This is a genomic window from Escherichia sp. MOD1-EC6162 (assembly GCF_002965125.1).
Taxonomy (GTDB): Bacteria; Pseudomonadota; Gammaproteobacteria; order Enterobacterales; family Enterobacteriaceae; genus Escherichia; species Escherichia marmotae.
The window spans coordinates 64,656-81,696 of sequence record NZ_PTSB01000013.1; the positions used below are offsets into that span (position 1 = coordinate 64,656).

13 protein-coding genes are annotated in these 17,041 nt (G+C 51.5%); 10 read left to right on the plus strand and 3 right to left on the minus strand.

The genetic code is table 11. The features are described from left to right. Window positions 1–668 precede the first annotated feature (668 nt). The 6 genes from feoA to A9587_RS12860 all read left to right on the plus strand — a co-directional run bounded on the left by feoA (window position 669) and on the right by A9587_RS12860 (window position 5,286). The gene (gene feoA, locus A9587_RS12830) at window positions 669–896 is read left to right on the plus strand and encodes a ferrous iron transporter A (protein WP_001200455.1); all 228 of its coding nucleotides are present in this window, start codon (window positions 669–671) and stop codon (window positions 894–896) included. Between the two features lie 16 nt (window positions 897–912). Further along, window positions 913–3,234, plus strand: coding sequence for a Fe(2+) transporter permease subunit FeoB (feoB, locus tag A9587_RS12835; RefSeq protein WP_000737036.1), 2,322 nt, complete (start codon window positions 913–915; stop codon window positions 3,232–3,234). A gap of 10 nt (window positions 3,235–3,244) precedes the next feature. Further along, window positions 3,245–3,481: a [Fe-S]-dependent transcriptional repressor FeoC gene (gene feoC / locus A9587_RS12840; protein ID WP_000157586.1), complete on the plus strand. Its 237-nt coding sequence runs from the start codon at window positions 3,245–3,247 to the stop codon at window positions 3,479–3,481. 215 nt (window positions 3,482–3,696) lie between these two features. Next, window positions 3,697–4,635, plus strand: a complete 939-nt coding sequence (gene rpnA, locus A9587_RS12850) for a recombination-promoting nuclease RpnA (protein WP_105263293.1) — start codon at window positions 3,697–3,699, stop codon at window positions 4,633–4,635. Between the two features lie 19 nt (window positions 4,636–4,654). Next, window positions 4,655–4,927 (plus strand): AbrB/MazE/SpoVT family DNA-binding domain-containing protein, encoded by a 273-nt coding sequence (locus A9587_RS12855; RefSeq protein ID WP_032141466.1) that lies wholly within the window; start codon window positions 4,655–4,657, stop codon window positions 4,925–4,927. Further along, window positions 4,921–5,286 (plus strand): type II toxin-antitoxin system PemK/MazF family toxin, encoded by a 366-nt coding sequence (locus tag A9587_RS12860; protein WP_105263294.1) that lies wholly within the window; start codon window positions 4,921–4,923, stop codon window positions 5,284–5,286. Before A9587_RS12855 ends, A9587_RS12860 begins: the two co-directional genes overlap by 7 nt. An 18-nt stretch (window positions 5,287–5,304) precedes the next feature. On the opposite strand, the gene bioH is transcribed toward A9587_RS12860, so the two are convergent. Then, entirely contained in the window at window positions 5,305–6,075 is a 771-nt protein-coding gene (gene bioH, locus A9587_RS12865) for a pimeloyl-ACP methyl ester esterase BioH (RefSeq protein WP_001060066.1), read from the minus strand. A 37-nt stretch (window positions 6,076–6,112) separates the two neighbouring features. Between bioH and gntX the strand changes: the two genes are divergently transcribed. From gntX to gntT, 3 genes are all read left to right on the plus strand, one after another. Beyond that, complete coding sequence (gntX, locus tag A9587_RS12870; protein ID WP_001517237.1) at window positions 6,113–6,796, plus strand: DNA utilization protein GntX; 684 nt, start codon at window positions 6,113–6,115, stop codon at window positions 6,794–6,796. Window positions 6,797–6,854: 58 nt separating this feature from the next. Further along, window positions 6,855–7,430 carry a Fe-S biogenesis protein NfuA gene (gene nfuA, locus A9587_RS12875; protein WP_000619389.1) on the plus strand — a complete coding sequence of 192 codons (576 nt, stop codon included), beginning with the start codon at window positions 6,855–6,857 and terminating at the stop codon, window positions 7,428–7,430. 361 nt (window positions 7,431–7,791) lie between these two features. Next, a complete protein-coding gene (gene gntT, locus A9587_RS12880; protein WP_001131743.1) occupies window positions 7,792–9,108 on the plus strand; it encodes a gluconate transporter in 1,317 nt (438 codons plus the stop codon). Between the two features lie 101 nt (window positions 9,109–9,209). On the opposite strand, the gene malQ is transcribed toward gntT, so the two are convergent. Both malQ and malP read right to left on the minus strand, forming a co-directional pair. Next, window positions 9,210–11,294, minus strand: a complete 2,085-nt coding sequence (gene malQ, locus A9587_RS12885; RefSeq protein WP_000444296.1) for a 4-alpha-glucanotransferase — start codon at window positions 11,292–11,294, stop codon at window positions 9,210–9,212. Between the two features lie 9 nt (window positions 11,295–11,303). Next, a complete protein-coding gene (gene malP / locus A9587_RS12890) occupies window positions 11,304–13,697 on the minus strand; it encodes a maltodextrin phosphorylase (RefSeq protein ID WP_000081932.1) in 2,394 nt (797 codons plus the stop codon). A 623-nt stretch (window positions 13,698–14,320) separates the two neighbouring features. Here malP and malT point away from each other — a divergent pair. After that, on the plus strand, window positions 14,321–17,026 hold the full coding sequence (malT, locus tag A9587_RS12895) for an HTH-type transcriptional regulator MalT (protein ID WP_000907051.1): 2,706 nt from the start codon (window positions 14,321–14,323) through the stop codon (window positions 17,024–17,026). Window positions 17,027–17,041 lie beyond the last annotated feature (15 nt).

A 17,041-nucleotide genomic window follows, 5' to 3' on the forward strand; every position in this document is an offset into this window, starting at 1 on the left:
CACGGGTTCGTAGGCCAGATAAGGCGTTCACGCCGCATCTGGCAATAAACGCCTTAACTGACATAAAAGTGCCGGAGAACATCTCCGGCATTTGAGATTGCTGACAAACTCGCTTACGGGTCAAAACAGGCACAACTTTCCCCCCTCTCCCTAGCCCTCTCCCCGATGGGGCGAGGGGACCATCCGTGCACTTGCCTGGCTCCGGTATTTTTATTCCACAGCCAAAACCACAATATATTCCGCTAATATTTATCACATCATTAACAATTGAAACCTTAATAAAACATTAAGCAGCCATAATAATTCGCCCTCCGAATTATATTTTTGCTCTGATATAACCTTGAGCCACATCAACATTGGCGCAAATTATTATCTAAACCAACATTCGCACACATTTTAAGTATTGCTGATAGAAACCATTCTCATTATCATTGTACTGTTGATTATTTAATCTCTCCTTCGTTGGCGAATCATCTGGTCTCATGTCGCTGTCAAACGCCCCATGAGGTAGTTAACCAGTTTTACTCTAAATAATTCGAGTTGCAGGAAGGCGGCAAGTGAGAGAGTCCCCAGGTACTTACCCCAGTAAGTAACTGGGGTGAGCGACCGAAGCCGCAGCACATGCAATTTGAATTATGACGAGTATAGCGAGAAACAAGTAGGCACCTATGCAATACACCCCAGATACTGCGTGGAAAATCACTGGCTTTTCCCGTGAAATTAGCCCGGCATATCGTCAGAAGCTGCTTTCTCTTGGCATGTTACCTGGCTCCTCTTTTAATGTGGTGCGCGTCGCTCCACTCGGTGATCCTATTCATATCGAAACCCGTCGTGTAAGCCTGGTATTACGGAAAAAAGATCTGGCCTTATTAGAAGTGGAAGCGGTTTCCTGTTAATACGGTGAGAATAACAATGAAAAAATTAACCATTGGCTTAATTGGTAATCCAAATTCTGGCAAGACAACTTTATTTAACCAGCTCACCGGGGCTCGTCAGCGTGTAGGAAACTGGGCTGGTGTTACCGTCGAACGTAAAGAGGGTCAGTTCACCACTACCGATCATCAAGTCACCCTGGTGGATCTGCCCGGCACTTATTCTCTGACCACCATCTCTTCGCAGACTTCGCTGGATGAGCAAATCGCCTGTCACTACATTTTAAGCGGCGATGCCGATCTGCTGATTAACGTGGTGGATGCGTCTAACCTTGAACGTAACCTTTACCTGACGCTGCAACTACTGGAGCTGGGTATTCCGTGCATCGTGGCGCTGAACATGCTCGACATTGCCGAGAAGCAAAATATTCGCATTGAAATTGATGCCCTGGCGGCGCGTCTTGGCTGCCCGGTGGTTCCACTGGTCTCCACTCGTGGTCGTGGTATTGAAGCGCTGAAACTGGCAATTGACCGCTACAAAGCCAACGAGAATGTAGAACTGGTGCATTACGCCCAACCGCTAATCAATGAAGCCGACGCACTGGCGAAAGTGATGCCGTCCGACATCCCGCTGAAACATCGCCGCTGGCTGGGTCTGCAAATGTTGGAAGGCGATATTTACAGCCGCGCCTACGCTGGTGAAGCATCGCAGCATCTGGATGCTGCTCTCGCCCGTCTGCGTAATGAGATGGACGATCCGGCGCTACACATTGCCGATGCGCGTTACCAGTGTATTGCCGCCATCTGTGATGTGGTGAGCAACACCCTGACGGCAGAACCCAGCCGTTTCACCACTGCCGTAGATAAAATCGTGCTTAACCGATTCCTTGGTCTGCCGATTTTCCTCTTTGTGATGTACCTGATGTTCCTGCTGGCTATCAATATCGGCGGGGCGCTACAACCGCTGTTTGACGTCGGTTCCGTGGCGCTGTTTGTACATGGTATTCAGTGGATTGGTTACACACTCCACTTCCCGGACTGGCTGACTATCTTCCTCGCCCAGGGCTTGGGTGGTGGTATTAACACCGTTCTGCCACTGGTGCCGCAAATTGGCATGATGTACCTGTTCCTCTCCTTCCTGGAAGACTCCGGATATATGGCGCGTGCGGCGTTTGTGATGGACCGTCTGATGCAGGCGTTGGGATTACCGGGTAAATCTTTTGTGCCATTGATTGTTGGCTTCGGTTGTAACGTGCCGTCGGTGATGGGCGCGCGAACCCTTGATGCACCGCGTGAACGCCTGATGACCATCATGATGGCTCCATTTATGTCCTGCGGCGCACGTCTGGCAATCTTCGCGGTATTTGCGGCTGCGTTCTTTGGGCAGAACGGCGCGCTGGCTGTGTTCTCACTGTATATGCTGGGTATCGTGATGGCTGTGCTGACTGGCCTGATGCTCAAATACACCATCATGCGCGGTGAAGCGACGCCGTTTGTCATGGAGTTGCCGGTATACCACGTACCACACGTTAAGAGCCTGATTATCCAGACCTGGCAGCGTCTGAAAGGTTTCGTTCTGCGCGCCGGTAAAGTGATTATCATCGTCAGTATTTTCCTGAGTGCCTTCAACAGCTTCTCGCTAAGCGGGAAAATCGTCGACAACATCAACGACTCAGCGCTGGCTTCTGTCAGCCGTGTGATCACCCCGGTCTTCAAGCCGATTGGTGTACATGAAGATAACTGGCAGGCAACGGTTGGCCTGTTCACGGGTGCCATGGCGAAAGAAGTGGTGGTGGGTACGCTCAACACCCTCTACACCGCAGAAAATATTCAGGACGAAGAGTTCAATCCGGCGGAATTCAACCTTGGTGAAGAGCTGTTCAGCGCGGTAGATGAAACCTGGCAGAGTCTGAAAGACACCTTTAGCCTTAGCGTACTGATGAACCCAATTGAAGCCAGCAAAGGCGACGGTGAAATGGGCACCGGGGCGATGGGCGTGATGGATCAAAAATTCGGTAGCGCGGCAGCAGCTTACAGCTATCTGATTTTTGTCCTGCTGTATGTACCGTGCATCTCGGTAATGGGCGCCATCGCTCGTGAATCAAGCCGTGGCTGGATGGGCTTCTCCATCCTGTGGGGGCTGAATATCGCTTACTCGCTCGCCACCTTGTTCTATCAGGTTGCCAGCTACAGCCAGCACCCAACCTACAGTCTGGTGTGCATTCTGGCGGTGATCCTGTTTAACATCGTGGTCATTGGCCTGCTGCGTCGCGCGCGTAGCCGGGTTGATATCGAACTGCTGGCAACGCGCAAATCGGTAAGCAGTTGCTGCGCAGCCAGCACCTCTGGCGATTGCCACTAAGGATACGGCAATGGCTTCGCTCATCCAGGTGCGTGATTTGCTGGCGTTACGGGGCCGTATGGAAGCGGCCCAAATCAGCCAGACGCTGAACACTCCACAACCGATGATTAACGCAATGCTGCAACAACTGGAAAGTATGGGCAAAGCCGTGCGAATTCAGGAAGAACCTGACGGCTGCCTCTCCGGCAGTTGCAAAAGCTGCCCGGAAGGAAAAGCCTGTCTGCGTGAGTGGTGGGCGTTGCGTTAACATTGTTCCACAACATTGTTCCACCACCTGTTTTGAAAAGCCCGGTATGCGTTTGCTACCGGGCTTTTTTGCGTGCCACTTTCCATAAAAATGCAACTCTTGCAGCACGACGTAAATTCCTCTGAAAGAGTCTCGCAGGGATGAAAACTGGCTAATGCACAGGTGTGGAGTGGCGCGTAGAGTCGCGGCATTCAAACAACAGGTGAAGGAACGCCATGAGCAAAAAGCAGAGTTCCACCCCACACGATGCACTGTTCAAACTCTTTTTACGCCAACCGGACACGGCGCGCGATTTTCTTGCGTTCCATTTACCGGCCCCCATTCACGCGCTCTGTGATATGAAAACCCTCAAGCTGGAGTCGAGCAGTTTTATTGATGACGATCTGCGTGAAAGCTACTCTGACGTGCTGTGGTCGGTGAAAACCGAGCAAGGACCAGGATACATCTATTGCCTGATTGAACATCAAAGCACCTCAAACAAACTGATCGCATTTCGCATGATGCGTTACGCCATTGCCGCAATGCAAAATCACCTGGATGCCGGATACAAAACGTTGCCGATGGTGGTGCCGTTGTTGTTTTACCATGGTATTGAAAGCCCCTATCCCTATTCGCTGTGTTGGCTGGATTGTTTCGCCGATCCCAACCTGGCAAGGCAGCTTTATGCCTCTGCATTTCCGCTGATTGATGTCACCGTCATGCCTGATGATGAAATCATGCAACACCGACGCATGGCGCTGCTGGAGTTAATTCAAAAACATATTCGTCAACGCGACCTGATGGGACTGGTAGAGCAAATGGCCTGCTTATTAAGTAGTGGATACGCTAATGACAGACAAATCAAAGGGCTGTTTAATTACATACTACAAACAGGCGATGCGGTACGTTTTAACGATTTTATCGATGATGTGGCCAAACGTTCACCGAAACACAAGGAGAGTTTAATGACTATTGCGGAAAGATTGCGGCAGGAGGGACATCGTCAAGGGGTACAACAAGGTGTACAGCAAGGTGTACAGCAAGGTGTACAGCAAGGACGACGCCTGGAAGCCCTGGATATTGCCCAAACGATGCTGAAAGCGGGTATCCCCCACGAAGACATAATCTTATTTACCAGCCTGACGATGGAGGAGCTTAAAGAAATTATCCATTGATAAAAAAAAGGAGAGTTTAATGACTATTGCAGAAAGATTACGGCAACAAGGAGGAGCCATGATCGTTACTATCCCACGAGATCTTGCCACCGATCCTGGCTGGTCACCGGGCACAGAGATTACCGTGGAGAAAAAAGGCGATAGCGTTAATTTGCGCGCCACAGAGCACAAGCCGCGTGGGCGTCTTACCGTCGCGCAATTGTTGAGCCAGATCGATGAAAGCGAAATTACGGAGCTAAATCAGTCGACAGAAGGATGGGCAGAAGGGAAAAAAGGTAATGAAGCATGGTAAAGGCACGGACGCCACATCGTGGTGAGATCTGGTATTTTAACCCTGCTCCGGTTGCCGGGCATGAACTTCGGGGTCCACATTATTGCATTGTGGTAACAGACAAAGAACTCAACAATGTCTTAAAAGTTGCTATGTGTTGTCCGATTTCAACAGAGGCAAATGCAACACGTTCCACAGGGGTGACGGTGAACGTCCTCCCCCATGATACGCAAACCGGTAACCTGCATGGCGTTGTGCTTTGTCACCAGCTAAAAGCTGTCGATCTTATTGCCCGTGGCGCTAAATTTCATACCGTTGCCGATGAAACATTGATTAGTAAGGTACTCGGTAAACTGGTAAATTTAATCGACCCACAATAATTTGCCCTTACTTACCACCTACACCCTCTGCTTCAACGCCACCAGCAGGTGACAAAACTCATCCGGATGCGAAATAAACGGCGCATGAGCCGCTTTGGCGAAGATATATGATTTGCTGTGAGGCCATAGTTCATCCAGCATTGGCACTACTTTGCGCGGCACCAGACCGTCAAGATAGCCATATAAGCGCAAAAACGGCATTTGTACGCTTTGCAACGGCTGACGGAGATCGACCGTTTTCAGAATTTCCAGCCCACCATTAAGCACGTCAACCTCCGGCATCGGTAACGCCAGAACGGTTTTCTTCAGCGCTCGCGCATCCTGACGCGCCGTTTCCGTGCCCATCGTTTGTAGTGCAAGGAACCGTTCCACTGTACGCTGAAAATCTTCACTTAGCTGCTGCTGAAAACCCGCCAGCACGTCCGGTTTTATCCCCGGCCACTCATCACGAGCACTGAAACACGGTGACGAAGCTACGGTAACCAGCGCCTGAACACGCTCGGGATGGGTTAACGCAATCTGACTTGCCACCAGCCCGCCCAGACTCCAGCCCAACCAGATGGCTTTATTCGGTGCCCGTTGCAGCACGCATTCCGCCATGTCAGAAAGCGACATCGCGCCATATCCCTGGCTGCGCCCGAAGCCAGGCAGATCAACAAGATGCAGCGTAAAATGCGAGCTGAGTTCCTCATCGATGCAACGCCACACTTCGGCATTCAGTCCCCATCCGTGCAACAGCACAAGATGAACATTCCCCTGACCTTTGGTCTGCCACCAGATGTTATTCATCCGCTATTGTTCTCTTTTGACTCACAAGGATGAATATATGCTAACAGTACCGGGATTATGCTGGCTATGCCGAATGCCGCTGGCGTTAGGTCATTGGGGAATCTGTTCTGTCTGCTCCCGCGCCGCACGTACACATAAAACGTTATGCCCGCAGTGTGGATTACCGGCTTCACACTCACATCTTCCCTGCGGTCGCTGCCTGAAAAAACCGCCACCGTGGCAAAGACTGATCACTGTTGCCAACTATGCACCTCCATTAAGCCCGCTCATTCACCAGCTTAAGTTTTTGCGACGTAGTGAAATCGCCAGCGGCCTGTCACGTCTGTTACTATTAGAAGTCTTACACGCCCATCGGACTACCGGATTACAACTGCCGGATCGTATCGTCAGTGTTCCGTTATGGCAGCGCCGCCACTGGCGTCGGGGATTCAATCAAAGCGATTTGCTGTGCCAGCCTTTATCGCGCTGGCTGCACTGCCAATGGGATAGCGACGCCGTCACGCGTATAAGAGCCACTGCGACCCAGCATTTCCTCAGTGCCCGGCTGCGCAAGCGCAACCTGAAAAATGCCTTTCGCCTTGAATTGCCCGTGCAAGGTCGCCATATGGTGATTGTGGATGATGTCGTTACCACCGGAAGTACCGTCGCAGAGATTGCGCAGTTGCTTTTACGCAATGGTGCGGCGACAGTCCAGGTCTGGTGCCTTTGTCGAACCTTGTAGAGCCTCGATGATGGGCGTATTATAACCAACTAAAATAGTCAACTATTAGGCCATTACTATGATCCGTATTTCCGATGCTGCACAAGCGCACTTTGCCAAACTGCTGGCAAACCAGGAAGAAGGGACACAAATCCGCGTATTTGTGATTAACCCTGGCACGCCTAACGCTGAATGTGGCGTATCTTATTGTCCGCCAGACGCCGTAGAAGCCACCGATACTGCCCTGAAATTTGACCTGCTGACCGCGTATGTTGATGAACTAAGCGCACCTTACCTGGAAGATGCAGAGATTGATTTTGTTACCGACCAACTGGGTTCTCAGCTAACGCTGAAAGCCCCGAACGCCAAAATGCGTAAAGTGGCTGACGATGCGCCGCTGATGGAGCGCGTGGAGTATATGCTGCAATCGCAGATTAACCCGCAGCTTGCCGGTCACGGTGGTCGTGTCTCGCTGATGGAAATCACCGAAGACGGTTATGCCATTCTGCAATTTGGCGGCGGCTGTAACGGTTGTTCCATGGTCGACGTGACGCTGAAAGAAGGGATCGAAAAGCAGTTGCTGAACGAATTCCCGGAACTGAAAGGTGTACGTGACCTCACCGAACACCAGCGCGGCGAACACTCTTACTACTAAGTTATCCCCCTCTTTTGTAGATTGCCCGATGCGACGCTAAAGCGTCTTATCGGGCTACGTTGAACATGTGCCAGACGTTGGCACGGTATTACCTCAGTAAATCTAATCCCTTCATTTCCCCACGATAATATGACCAACCTCTCATAATTTAAATTTACCCCGCACTGGTGATTCTCAAGCGCATAATGTTACCCGTATCATTCTCATGGGCACCGAACACATTCATAACATTTGACTACACTAACTCGTTTTAGGAGTCATCAGCCGTGGTGCCGTTATATCTCTGTTCCCAGTTGGGACAACCAGGATTTGTCGTCAGAAACCTGACGTTACCCATAACAAATTAAAGGCCAGGTAAATCATGCCATTAGTCATTGTTGCTATCGGTGTAATCTTGTTATTACTCCTGATGATCCGCTTCAAAATGAACGGCTTCATCGCTCTCGTCCTGGTGGCGCTTGCTGTTGGATTAATGCAAGGGATGCCGCTGGATAAAGTTATTGGCTCTATCAAAGCCGGTGTCGGCGGAACGCTCGGTAGCCTTGCCCTGATCATGGGTTTTGGCGCAATGCTGGGCAAAATGCTGGCAGACTGCGGCGGCGCACAACGTATCGCCACCACGCTGATCGCCAAATTTGGTAAAAAGCACATTCAGTGGGCAGTGGTACTGACCGGTTTTACCGTCGGTTTTGCCCTGTTCTATGAAGTGGGCTTCGTACTGATGCTGCCGCTGGTGTTTACCATCGCCGCTGCTGCAAATATCCCGCTGCTGTATGTTGGTGTACCGATGGCCGCTGCGCTTTCCGTAACCCACGGCTTCCTGCCACCGCATCCTGGCCCGACTGCGATTGCAACCATTTTCAATGCCGATATGGGTAAAACCCTGCTGTACGGTACTATTCTGGCAATCCCGACCGTTATTCTCGCGGGTCCGGTTTACGCTCGCGTGCTGAAAGGCATTGATAAGCCGATCCCGGAAGGCCTGTACAGCGCGAAAACCTTTAGTGAAGAAGAGATGCCGAGCTTTGGCGTCAGCGTCTGGACTTCTCTGGTTCCGGTTGTACTGATGGCAATGCGAGCCATCGCTGAAATGATCCTGCCGAAAGGTCACGCTTTCCTGCCGGTAGCAGAGTTCTTAGGTGACCCGGTAATGGCAACGCTGATTGCCGTACTAATCGCGATGTTCACCTTTGGTCTGAACCGTGGTCGCTCAATGGATCAAATTAACGACACGCTGGTTTCTTCGATCAAAATCATCGCCATGATGCTGCTAATCATCGGTGGTGGCGGTGCGTTCAAGCAGGTGTTGGTAGACAGTGGCGTGGACAAATATATCGCCTCCATGATGCACGAAACCAATATTTCCCCGCTGCTGATGGCCTGGTCTATTGCCGCCGTACTGCGTATCGCGCTGGGTTCCGCAACCGTTGCGGCAATTACTGCGGGCGGTATCGCTGCGCCGCTGATTGCAACAACTGGCGTCAGCCCAGAGTTGATGGTTATCGCGGTTGGTTCCGGTAGTGTGATTTTCTCTCACGTGAACGATCCGGGCTTCTGGCTGTTCAAAGAGTACTTTAACCTGACTATCGGTGAGACCATCAAGTCCTGGTCGATGCTGGAAACCATTATCTCGGTGTGCGGTCTGGTAGGCTGCCTGCTGCTGAATATGGTGATTTGATAACACTGACTGCCGGATATGGCGTGAATGTCTTATCCGGCGGCTCTAATGAGTAGGCCGGATAAGACGCATCAAGCGTCGCATCCGGCATTAACCGCACTCTACGTCTTCTTCCCTGCCGCCCTGCGCCGTCTGTCCAAATCCTTCAGTAACTTGTTCACGCCATCATCGGAAAACATCGTCTCAAGGGTTGTAGACAACTTGCGCCGCCAGTTTTTGTACTGGTAACTGGTGCCAGGAATATTCACCGGTTCCGCCATATCCAGCCAGTCTTCCGGCTGTAGCCCTAACAGAGCGCTGTTACTGTCGGCAATGTACCGCTGCAAACCACGATTAAGCATCGGCGTCATCGACATCAGCGATGCCTTATGTCCGGCACGTTTTGGCAGACAACCATATTTATGCAGCGCATCCAGTAGCCCTTGCTTCGCCAGCTCGCGATCCTGATACAAACCGCGCAGCACTACTTCATCCGGGTACAGCCCCAGCGTTTTGCCCAGCGTTAAATCCCCGCTCTCCCAGTAACCACGCAGCGTTGGCAGGTCGTGCGTTGCTGCTACTGCCATCGACTGTTCCGGATACGCTTTCGGTGCGCGGAACGTCTTCTCATGGTCACTTTCGAAATAGAGCACTTTGTAGGAGTAAACCCCGCTACTGCGCAGCTTACCGACAATCTCTACCGGTACAGTGCCGAGATCTTCGCCAATCACCATGCAGCGATGGCGTTTGCTTTCCAGAGCCAGAATAGCGAGCAGATCATCCACCGGATAGTGAACATACGCTCCCTGATCCGCCGTTTCGCCATACGGTATCCACCACAAACGCAGCATCGACATCACATGGTCAATTCGCAATGCGCCGCAGTTTTGCATGTTCGCGCGCAGCAGTTCGATAAACGGTTCATAGGCGCGCGCGGTGATGATATGCGGGTCCATCGGCGGCAAACCCCAGTTTTGCCCTAACGGGCCAAGGATATCTGGCGGTGCGCCAACCGATGCTTTCAGGCAATACAACTCACGGTCACACCAGGTTTCTGCCCCACCTTCCGCTACGCCAACCGCCAGGTCACGATACAAGCCAATCGGCATTTCATAGCCCTGGCTTATCTCCCAGCAGGCGGCAAACTGGCTGTAGGCCAGCCACTGCAGCCAGAGATAAAAATCGACGTCATCACGATGTTCCTCACAGAACTGACGCACTTCTGGCGAGTCTACGTTCTGATACATCTCGGGCCATGCTGGCCAGCCCCAGCGCATTTCGTCTTCTTTTACTTGTTGTGCATGTAGCGCATCAAACGCCGCCTGCCAGAACAGGCTGTCGCCCTGTTCAGCAACAAACTGGCGAAACGCTACCATTTGTCCATCATCACGTTGTGCGAAGACTTTCCACGCCATCCGCAGTGCGGTCATTTTCAGTGCGGTGACGGTAGAGTAATCGACCCAGTCAGTATCCCGCGCCTGTTGCAGCGCCTGTTGCGTAGTCGGCATGTGCCACCAGGCCTGCGCCTCCTCGCTAAGATGGAAATCTTCAACGGCGTTAACATCAATATAAATCACGTTCAGCCAGCGGCGAGAAGACGGGCTATACGGGCTGGCACTTTCCGGGTTTGCCGGATAGAGCGCATGAATCGGGTTCAGGCCAATGAACGACCCGCCGCGTTTCGCCACATCCACCAACATGGCTTTGAGATCGCCAAAATCACCGATGCCCCAGTTTTTTTCCGATCGCAGGGTATAAAGCTGAACGCAAGCGCCCCACAGTTTTTGTTTATTCAACAATGCCTGCGGTTCGTAGCAGCGTTTCGGTGCGACAATCACCCGACAATGGGCGCGCTGTTCGTCCTGGGTAAGCGTCAGCGTGTGATAACCTTCCGGCAGCTTCGCCGGAAGATTGAAGGCTTTGCCACCACTCACGTGGCCTTTGTACTGTGTTCCTTCTTCGGTAGTCAGCAGCCAGCTAAATTCGCCGCTGCCCTCCACCGCCATTGGCATTTTTTTACCGAAGGTATACACCATGACGTTGGGTACTGGCGTTACCGCCACTTTCGTGGCGGTACTCCGATGCATCGCGTCAAGCAAACGCCGTTTGGTTTCGGCGCCAATCGACTGCGGTTTACCGTGGGCATTGATGTAATTGGGGCTGATCCCCGCCGCCAGCGCGGCATTATCCAGACGTTTGCTTTCCATCGAGCTTCCTTAGCGTTTTGCCTGCCAGATACGAGCCTGATAATCGCGAATAGAGCGATCCGAGCTAAACATACCGCAGCGGGCGGTATTGAGGATCGCCGCGCGTGTCCAGGCTTCCTGGTCGCGGTACAGCACATCCACCTGCTTTTGTGCCTCTACATAGGCTGCGAAATCCGCCATCACCAGATATGGATCGCCGCCCTGCTTACCGATACTGTGCAGCATCTGGTCAAACGCATGTTTATCGCCGTCGCTGTATTTACCGCTTTCCAGCTCTTTCAATACTGCATCGAGCTGCTTGTCTTTCTTACGCCATTTGAGCGGATCGTAGCCCTTCGCTTTCAATGCCTTAACCTGCTCCACGGTATGACCGAAGATAAAGATATTTTCTTCACCGACTTTTTCAGCAATTTCGACATTTGCGCCATCCAGCGTACCGACAGTGAGCGCACCATTAAGAGCCAGTTTCATATTGCCCGTGCCAGAAGCCTCTTTCCCAGCAGTCGAGATCTGCTCAGAGATATCCGCCGCCGGGATCAGCATTTCCGCCGCCGAGACACAGTAATCCGGCAGGAACACCACTTTCAGCTTGTCACCCACTTTTGGATCGTTGTTGATCACTTCAGCCACTTTATTGATCGCAAAAATAATGTTCTTCGCCAGATAGTAGCCCGGCGCGGCTTTCGCCCCGAACAGGAACACGCGCGGTACGCGGTCAGCTTGCGGGTTTTCGCGAATCTCTTTGTACAACGCCAGAATATGCAGCAGATTCAGGTGTTGCCGTTTGTACTCGTGCAGACGTTTAATTTGGACGTCGAAAATTGCCTGCGGGTTGATTTCAATACCAGTACGCGCTTTTACAAACTCTGCCAGACGAACTTTATTCGCCTGTTTGATTTCGCGATATTGCTGGCGGAATTTCGCGTCATCAGCGAATTTTTCCAGATTAATCAACTGATCGAGATCGTTAGCCCACTCTTTTTTCAGCGATTTATCCAGCAACGCCGCCAGTGCCGGGTTGCACTGTTTGATCCAGCGACGCGGAGTAATACCATTAGTGACGTTATGGAATTTGTTCGGCCACAACTGGTGGTATTCCGGGAACAAATCTTTCACCACCAGATCCGAGTGCAGCGCCGCCACGCCATTCACCGCAAAGCCGCTAACCACACACATATTGGCCATACGAACTTGTTTGTCATGTACCACCGCCAGTTTCGCCCATACCGCCTTGTCGCCCGGCCAGGTTTGTTCCACCAGCTTCTTAAAGCGGTTATTGATTTCGTTGATTACCTGCATATGGCGTGGCAACAGCGCTTTAATCAGCTTCTCATCCCAGCACTCCAGTGCTTCTGGCATCAGGGTATGGTTGGTATAAGCGAAGGTTTTACTGGTGATTGCCCAGGCGTCATCCCAGCTCATTTGGTGCTCATCTATCAGTACACGCAGCAGTTCAGGAATGGCAATAGTCGGGTGTGTGTCGTTAAGTTGAATGACTTCGTAATCCGCCAGCTCGTGCAGTTTACGCCCCGCCAGATGATGGCGACGAAGAATGTCAGCAATCGAACAGGCGCACTGGAAGTATTGCTGCATCAGGCGCAATTTTTTACCGGCGGTATGGTTGTCGTTTGGATAGAGAACTTTAGTCAGTTTTTCCGCGTTGATGCCCTGTTGTTCAGCACGCAGGAAATCACCGTCATTAAATTTGGTAAGATTGAACGGATGAGCATGAGTCGCCTGCCACAAACGTAGCGGCTGTGCTACGCCGTTACGGTAGCCCAACACCGGAAGATCCCACGCTTGCCCGGTAATGGTAAATTCCGGTTCCCAGCGTCCATCTTTCGTCACTTTGCCGCCAATGCCCACCTGCACATCCAGCGCTTCGTTATGGCTAAACCACGGATAGTTGCCACGATGCCAGTCGTCTGGCGCTTCAGACTGTTTGCCACCGACAAAGGACTGACGGAACAGACCATACTGGTAGTTAAGACCATAGCCAGTAGCTGACTGCCCAACGGTTGCCATTGAGTCGAGGAAACACGCAGCCAGACGCCCCAGGCCACCGTTCCCCAACGCCGGGTCGATCTCTTCTTCCAGCAGGTCTGTCAGGTTGATGTCATAAGACTTCAATGAATCCTGAACAGCCTGATACCAGCCGAGGTTTAACAGATTGTTGCCTGTCAGACGACCAATCAAAAACTCCATTGAGATGTAGTTAACATGACGCTGATTCGCCGCCGGTTTGGCAAAAGGCTGGGCCCGCAGCATTTCCGCCAACGCTTCACTCACAGCCAGCCACCATTGGTGAGGGGTCATCTCAGCCGCTGAAGTTAAACCATAACGCTGCCACTGGCGTGACAGGGCTTCCTGAAATTGCTTTTCATTAAAAATGGGTTGTGACATAGGAGTTCCAGTTTTCTTAGATATTAAACACAACGTTATCGTTAGTTTGCCAGGCTCCATGTTGACCTTCCTCATCCTACGGGGGATTAGGCGGGGAGGAGTGACGGGGATGAGCAAGAAAATGTGATCGCGCCCACTTAAAGGTAGTGCAATCAACTGCAAAAGTATCAGCTCAGTGCCAGAGAGCGCAGAAAACCTGTTATTAACAGTCAGAAATGGCCGTTGCGTATTATCAAAAAGCGGAAAGTAACTCTATAAATTAAGTAAAGCGGCGAAATAGTTTCAACAATGAAATATCCATCAAAGGGCATCTCATTCTTAATAGATTTATTAAGATCATCTTTCCAGAGAGACCTTTCATCAGGAATTAAGGAGGTTTCATTGCTTTAATGAACCTTTTGGATTAAGGGAAAACACCCTAGGATCCAATATCCACACTGCATTTGCGTTGTTTTAAGATGAGGCATTAATAAACGTTTGGAATTGTGACAGAGTGCAAATTCAGACACATAAAAAATTGTCATCGCTTGCATTGCACAGGTTTCTGGCCGAACTTATAACTATTAATTACGAAGCGCAAAAAAAATAATATTTCCTCAATTTCCACAGTGAAGTGATTAACTATGCTGATTCCGTCAAAATTAAGTCGTCCGGTTCGACTCGACCATACTGTGGTTCGTGAGCGCCTGCTGGCTAAACTTTCCGGCGCGAACAACTTCAGGCTGGTGCTGATCACAAGTCCTGCGGGTTACGGAAAGACAACACTCATATCCCAATGGGCGGCAGGAAAAAACGATTTGGGCTGGTACTCGCTTGATGACGGCGATAACCAGCAAGAACGTTTCGCCAGCTATCTGATTGCCGCCGTGCAACAGGCAACCAGCGGGCACTGCGTCATCAGTGAAACAATGACGCAAAAACGACAGTATGCCAGCCTGACGTCACTGTTTGCCCAGCTTTTCATTGAGCTGGCGGAATGGCATAGCCCACTTTTCCTGGTGATTGACGATTACCATCTGATCACCAATCCGGTTATCCACGAATCCATGCGCTTCTTCATTCGTCATCAACCAGAAAATCTCACCCTGGTGGTGCTGTCACGCAATCTTCCGCAATTGGGCATTGCCAATCTGCGCGTACGTGAACAACTATTAGAAATTGGCAGCCAGCAACTGGCTTTTACCCATCAGGAAGCCAAGCAGTTTTTTGATTGTCGTCTGTCATCACCGATTGAAGCGACCGAAAGCGGTCGGATTTGCGATGATGTGTCCGGTTGGGCGACGGCGTTGCAGCTAATCGCGCTCTCTGCGCGGCAAAATACCCACTCGGCCCATAAATCAGCGCGCCGTCTGGCGGGCATCAATGCCAGCCATCTTTCTGATTATCTGGTCGATGAAGTGCTAGATAACGTTGATCTGGCGACACGCCATTTCCTGCTAAAAAGCGCCATTTTGCGCTCAATGAATGATGCGCTAATCACCCGCGTGACCGGCGAAGAAAACGGGCAAATGCGTCTTGAAGAAATTGAGCGCCAGGGGCTGTTTTTGCAACGGATGGATGATACTGGCGAATGGTTCTGCTATCACCCGCTGTTTGGTAACTTCCTGCGCCAACGCTGCCAGTGGGAGCTGGCGGCGGAGCTGCCAGAAATCCACCGTGCCGCCGCAGAAAGCTGGATGGCACAAGGCTTTCCCAGCGAAGCTATTCATCATGCGCTGGCGGCAGGCGATGCTTTGATGTTGCGCGATATTTTGCTTAATCACGCCTGGAGCCTGTTCAACCATAGTGAACTGTCGCTGCTGGAAGAGTCACTCAAAGCCCTGCCGTGGGACAGTCTGCTGGAAAATCCACAGTTGGTGTTATTGCAGGCCTGGTTGATGCAAAGCCAACATCGCTACGGCGAAGTGAACACCCTGCTGGCGCGAGCCGAACACGAGCTCCAGGACATCAGAGAAGGCACCATGCATGCAGAGTTCAACGCCCTGCGCGCCCAGGTGGCCATTAACGACGGTAATCCGGAAGAAGCCGAACGACTGGCAAAACTGGCTCTGGAAGATCTGCCTCCGGGTTGGTTCTATAGCCGCATTGTTGCGACCTCTGTGCTTGGCGAAGTGTTGCACTGTAAAGGTGAGCTGACCCGCTCGCTGGCATTAATGCAACAAACTGAGCAGATGGCGCGTCAGCACGATGTCTGGCACTACGCCTTGTGGAGTCTGATTCAGCAAAGCGAAATTCTGTTTGCTCAAGGATTCCTGCAAACTGCGTGGGAAACGCAGGAAAAAGCGTTCCAGTTGATTAACGAACAGCATCTGGAACAGTTGCCGATGCATGAATTTTTAGTACGTATCCGCGCGCAACTGTTATGGGCATGGGCACGGCTGGATGAAGCCGAAGCCTCGGCGCGTAGTGGAATTGAAGTCTTATCGTCTTATCAGCCACAGCAACAGCTCCAGTGTCTGGCAATGTTAATTCAATGTTCGCTGGCTCGTGGCGATCTGGATAACGCCCGTAGCCAACTTAACCGCCTGGAAAACCTGCTGGGGAATGGCAAATATCACAGCGACTGGATCTCTAACGCCAACAAAGTTCGCGTTATTTACTGGCAGATGACCGGCGATAAAGCCGCCGCAGCAAACTGGTTGCGCCATACTGCGAAGCCGGAGTTTGCCAATAACCACTTCCTGCAAGGTCAATGGCGCAACATTGCCCGTGCACAAATCTTGCTGGGCGAGTTTGAACCTGCGGAAATTGTCCTCGAGGAACTCAACGAAAACGCCCGCAGTCTGCGGTTGATGAGCGATCTGAACCGCAACCTGCTTTTACTCAATCAGTTGTACTGGCAGGCAGGGCGGAAAAGTGACGCCCAGCGCGTATTGCTGGACGCATTAAAACTGGCGAATCGCACAGGATTTATCAGTCACTTTGTCATCGAAGGCGAAGCCATGGCGCAGCAGTTACGCCAACTGATTCAGCTCAATACGCTGCCGGAACTGGAACAGCACCGCGCGCAGCGTATTTTGCGGGAAATAAACCAACATCACCGGCATAAGTTCGCTCACTTTGATGAGACCTTTGTCGAACGTCTGCTAAATCACCCGGAAGTGCCGGAACTTATCCGTACCAGCCCGCTGACCCAACGCGAATGGCAGGTGCTGGGGCTGATTTACTCCGGTTACAGCAATGAACAAATTGCGGGCGAACTGGAAGTGGCAGCGACCACCATCAAAACGCATATCCGCAATCTGTATCAGAAACTCGGCGTTGCCCACCGTCAGGCTGCGGTACAGCACGCACAGAAACTGCTGAAGATGATGGGATATGGGGTGTAAGTTTGGTCGGATAAC

What these genes read in the sequence shown, in the direction of transcription:
- A9587_RS12855 (WP_032141466.1), top strand. Translation starts at nt 4,655, where the DNA reads ATGACTATTGCAGAAAGATTACGGCAACAAGGAGGAGCCATGATCGTT.
- feoB (WP_000737036.1), top strand. Translation starts at nt 913, where the DNA reads ATGAAAAAATTAACCATTGGCTTAATTGGTAATCCAAATTCTGGCAAG.
- malP (WP_000081932.1), bottom strand. Translation starts at nt 13,697, where the DNA reads ATGTCACAACCCATTTTTAATGAAAAGCAATTTCAGGAAGCCCTGTCA.
- rpnA (WP_105263293.1), top strand. Translation starts at nt 3,697, where the DNA reads ATGAGCAAAAAGCAGAGTTCCACCCCACACGATGCACTGTTCAAACTC.
- gntX (WP_001517237.1), top strand. Translation starts at nt 6,113, where the DNA reads ATGCTAACAGTACCGGGATTATGCTGGCTATGCCGAATGCCGCTGGCG.
- nfuA (WP_000619389.1), top strand. Translation starts at nt 6,855, where the DNA reads ATGATCCGTATTTCCGATGCTGCACAAGCGCACTTTGCCAAACTGCTG.
- gntT (WP_001131743.1), top strand. Translation starts at nt 7,792, where the DNA reads ATGCCATTAGTCATTGTTGCTATCGGTGTAATCTTGTTATTACTCCTG.
- malQ (WP_000444296.1), bottom strand. Translation starts at nt 11,294, where the DNA reads ATGGAAAGCAAACGTCTGGATAATGCCGCGCTGGCGGCGGGGATCAGC.
- feoC (WP_000157586.1), top strand. Translation starts at nt 3,245, where the DNA reads ATGGCTTCGCTCATCCAGGTGCGTGATTTGCTGGCGTTACGGGGCCGT.
- feoA (WP_001200455.1), top strand. Translation starts at nt 669, where the DNA reads ATGCAATACACCCCAGATACTGCGTGGAAAATCACTGGCTTTTCCCGT.
- A9587_RS12860 (WP_105263294.1), top strand. Translation starts at nt 4,921, where the DNA reads ATGGTAAAGGCACGGACGCCACATCGTGGTGAGATCTGGTATTTTAAC.
- bioH (WP_001060066.1), bottom strand. Translation starts at nt 6,075, where the DNA reads ATGAATAACATCTGGTGGCAGACCAAAGGTCAGGGGAATGTTCATCTT.
- malT (WP_000907051.1), top strand. Translation starts at nt 14,321, where the DNA reads ATGCTGATTCCGTCAAAATTAAGTCGTCCGGTTCGACTCGACCATACT.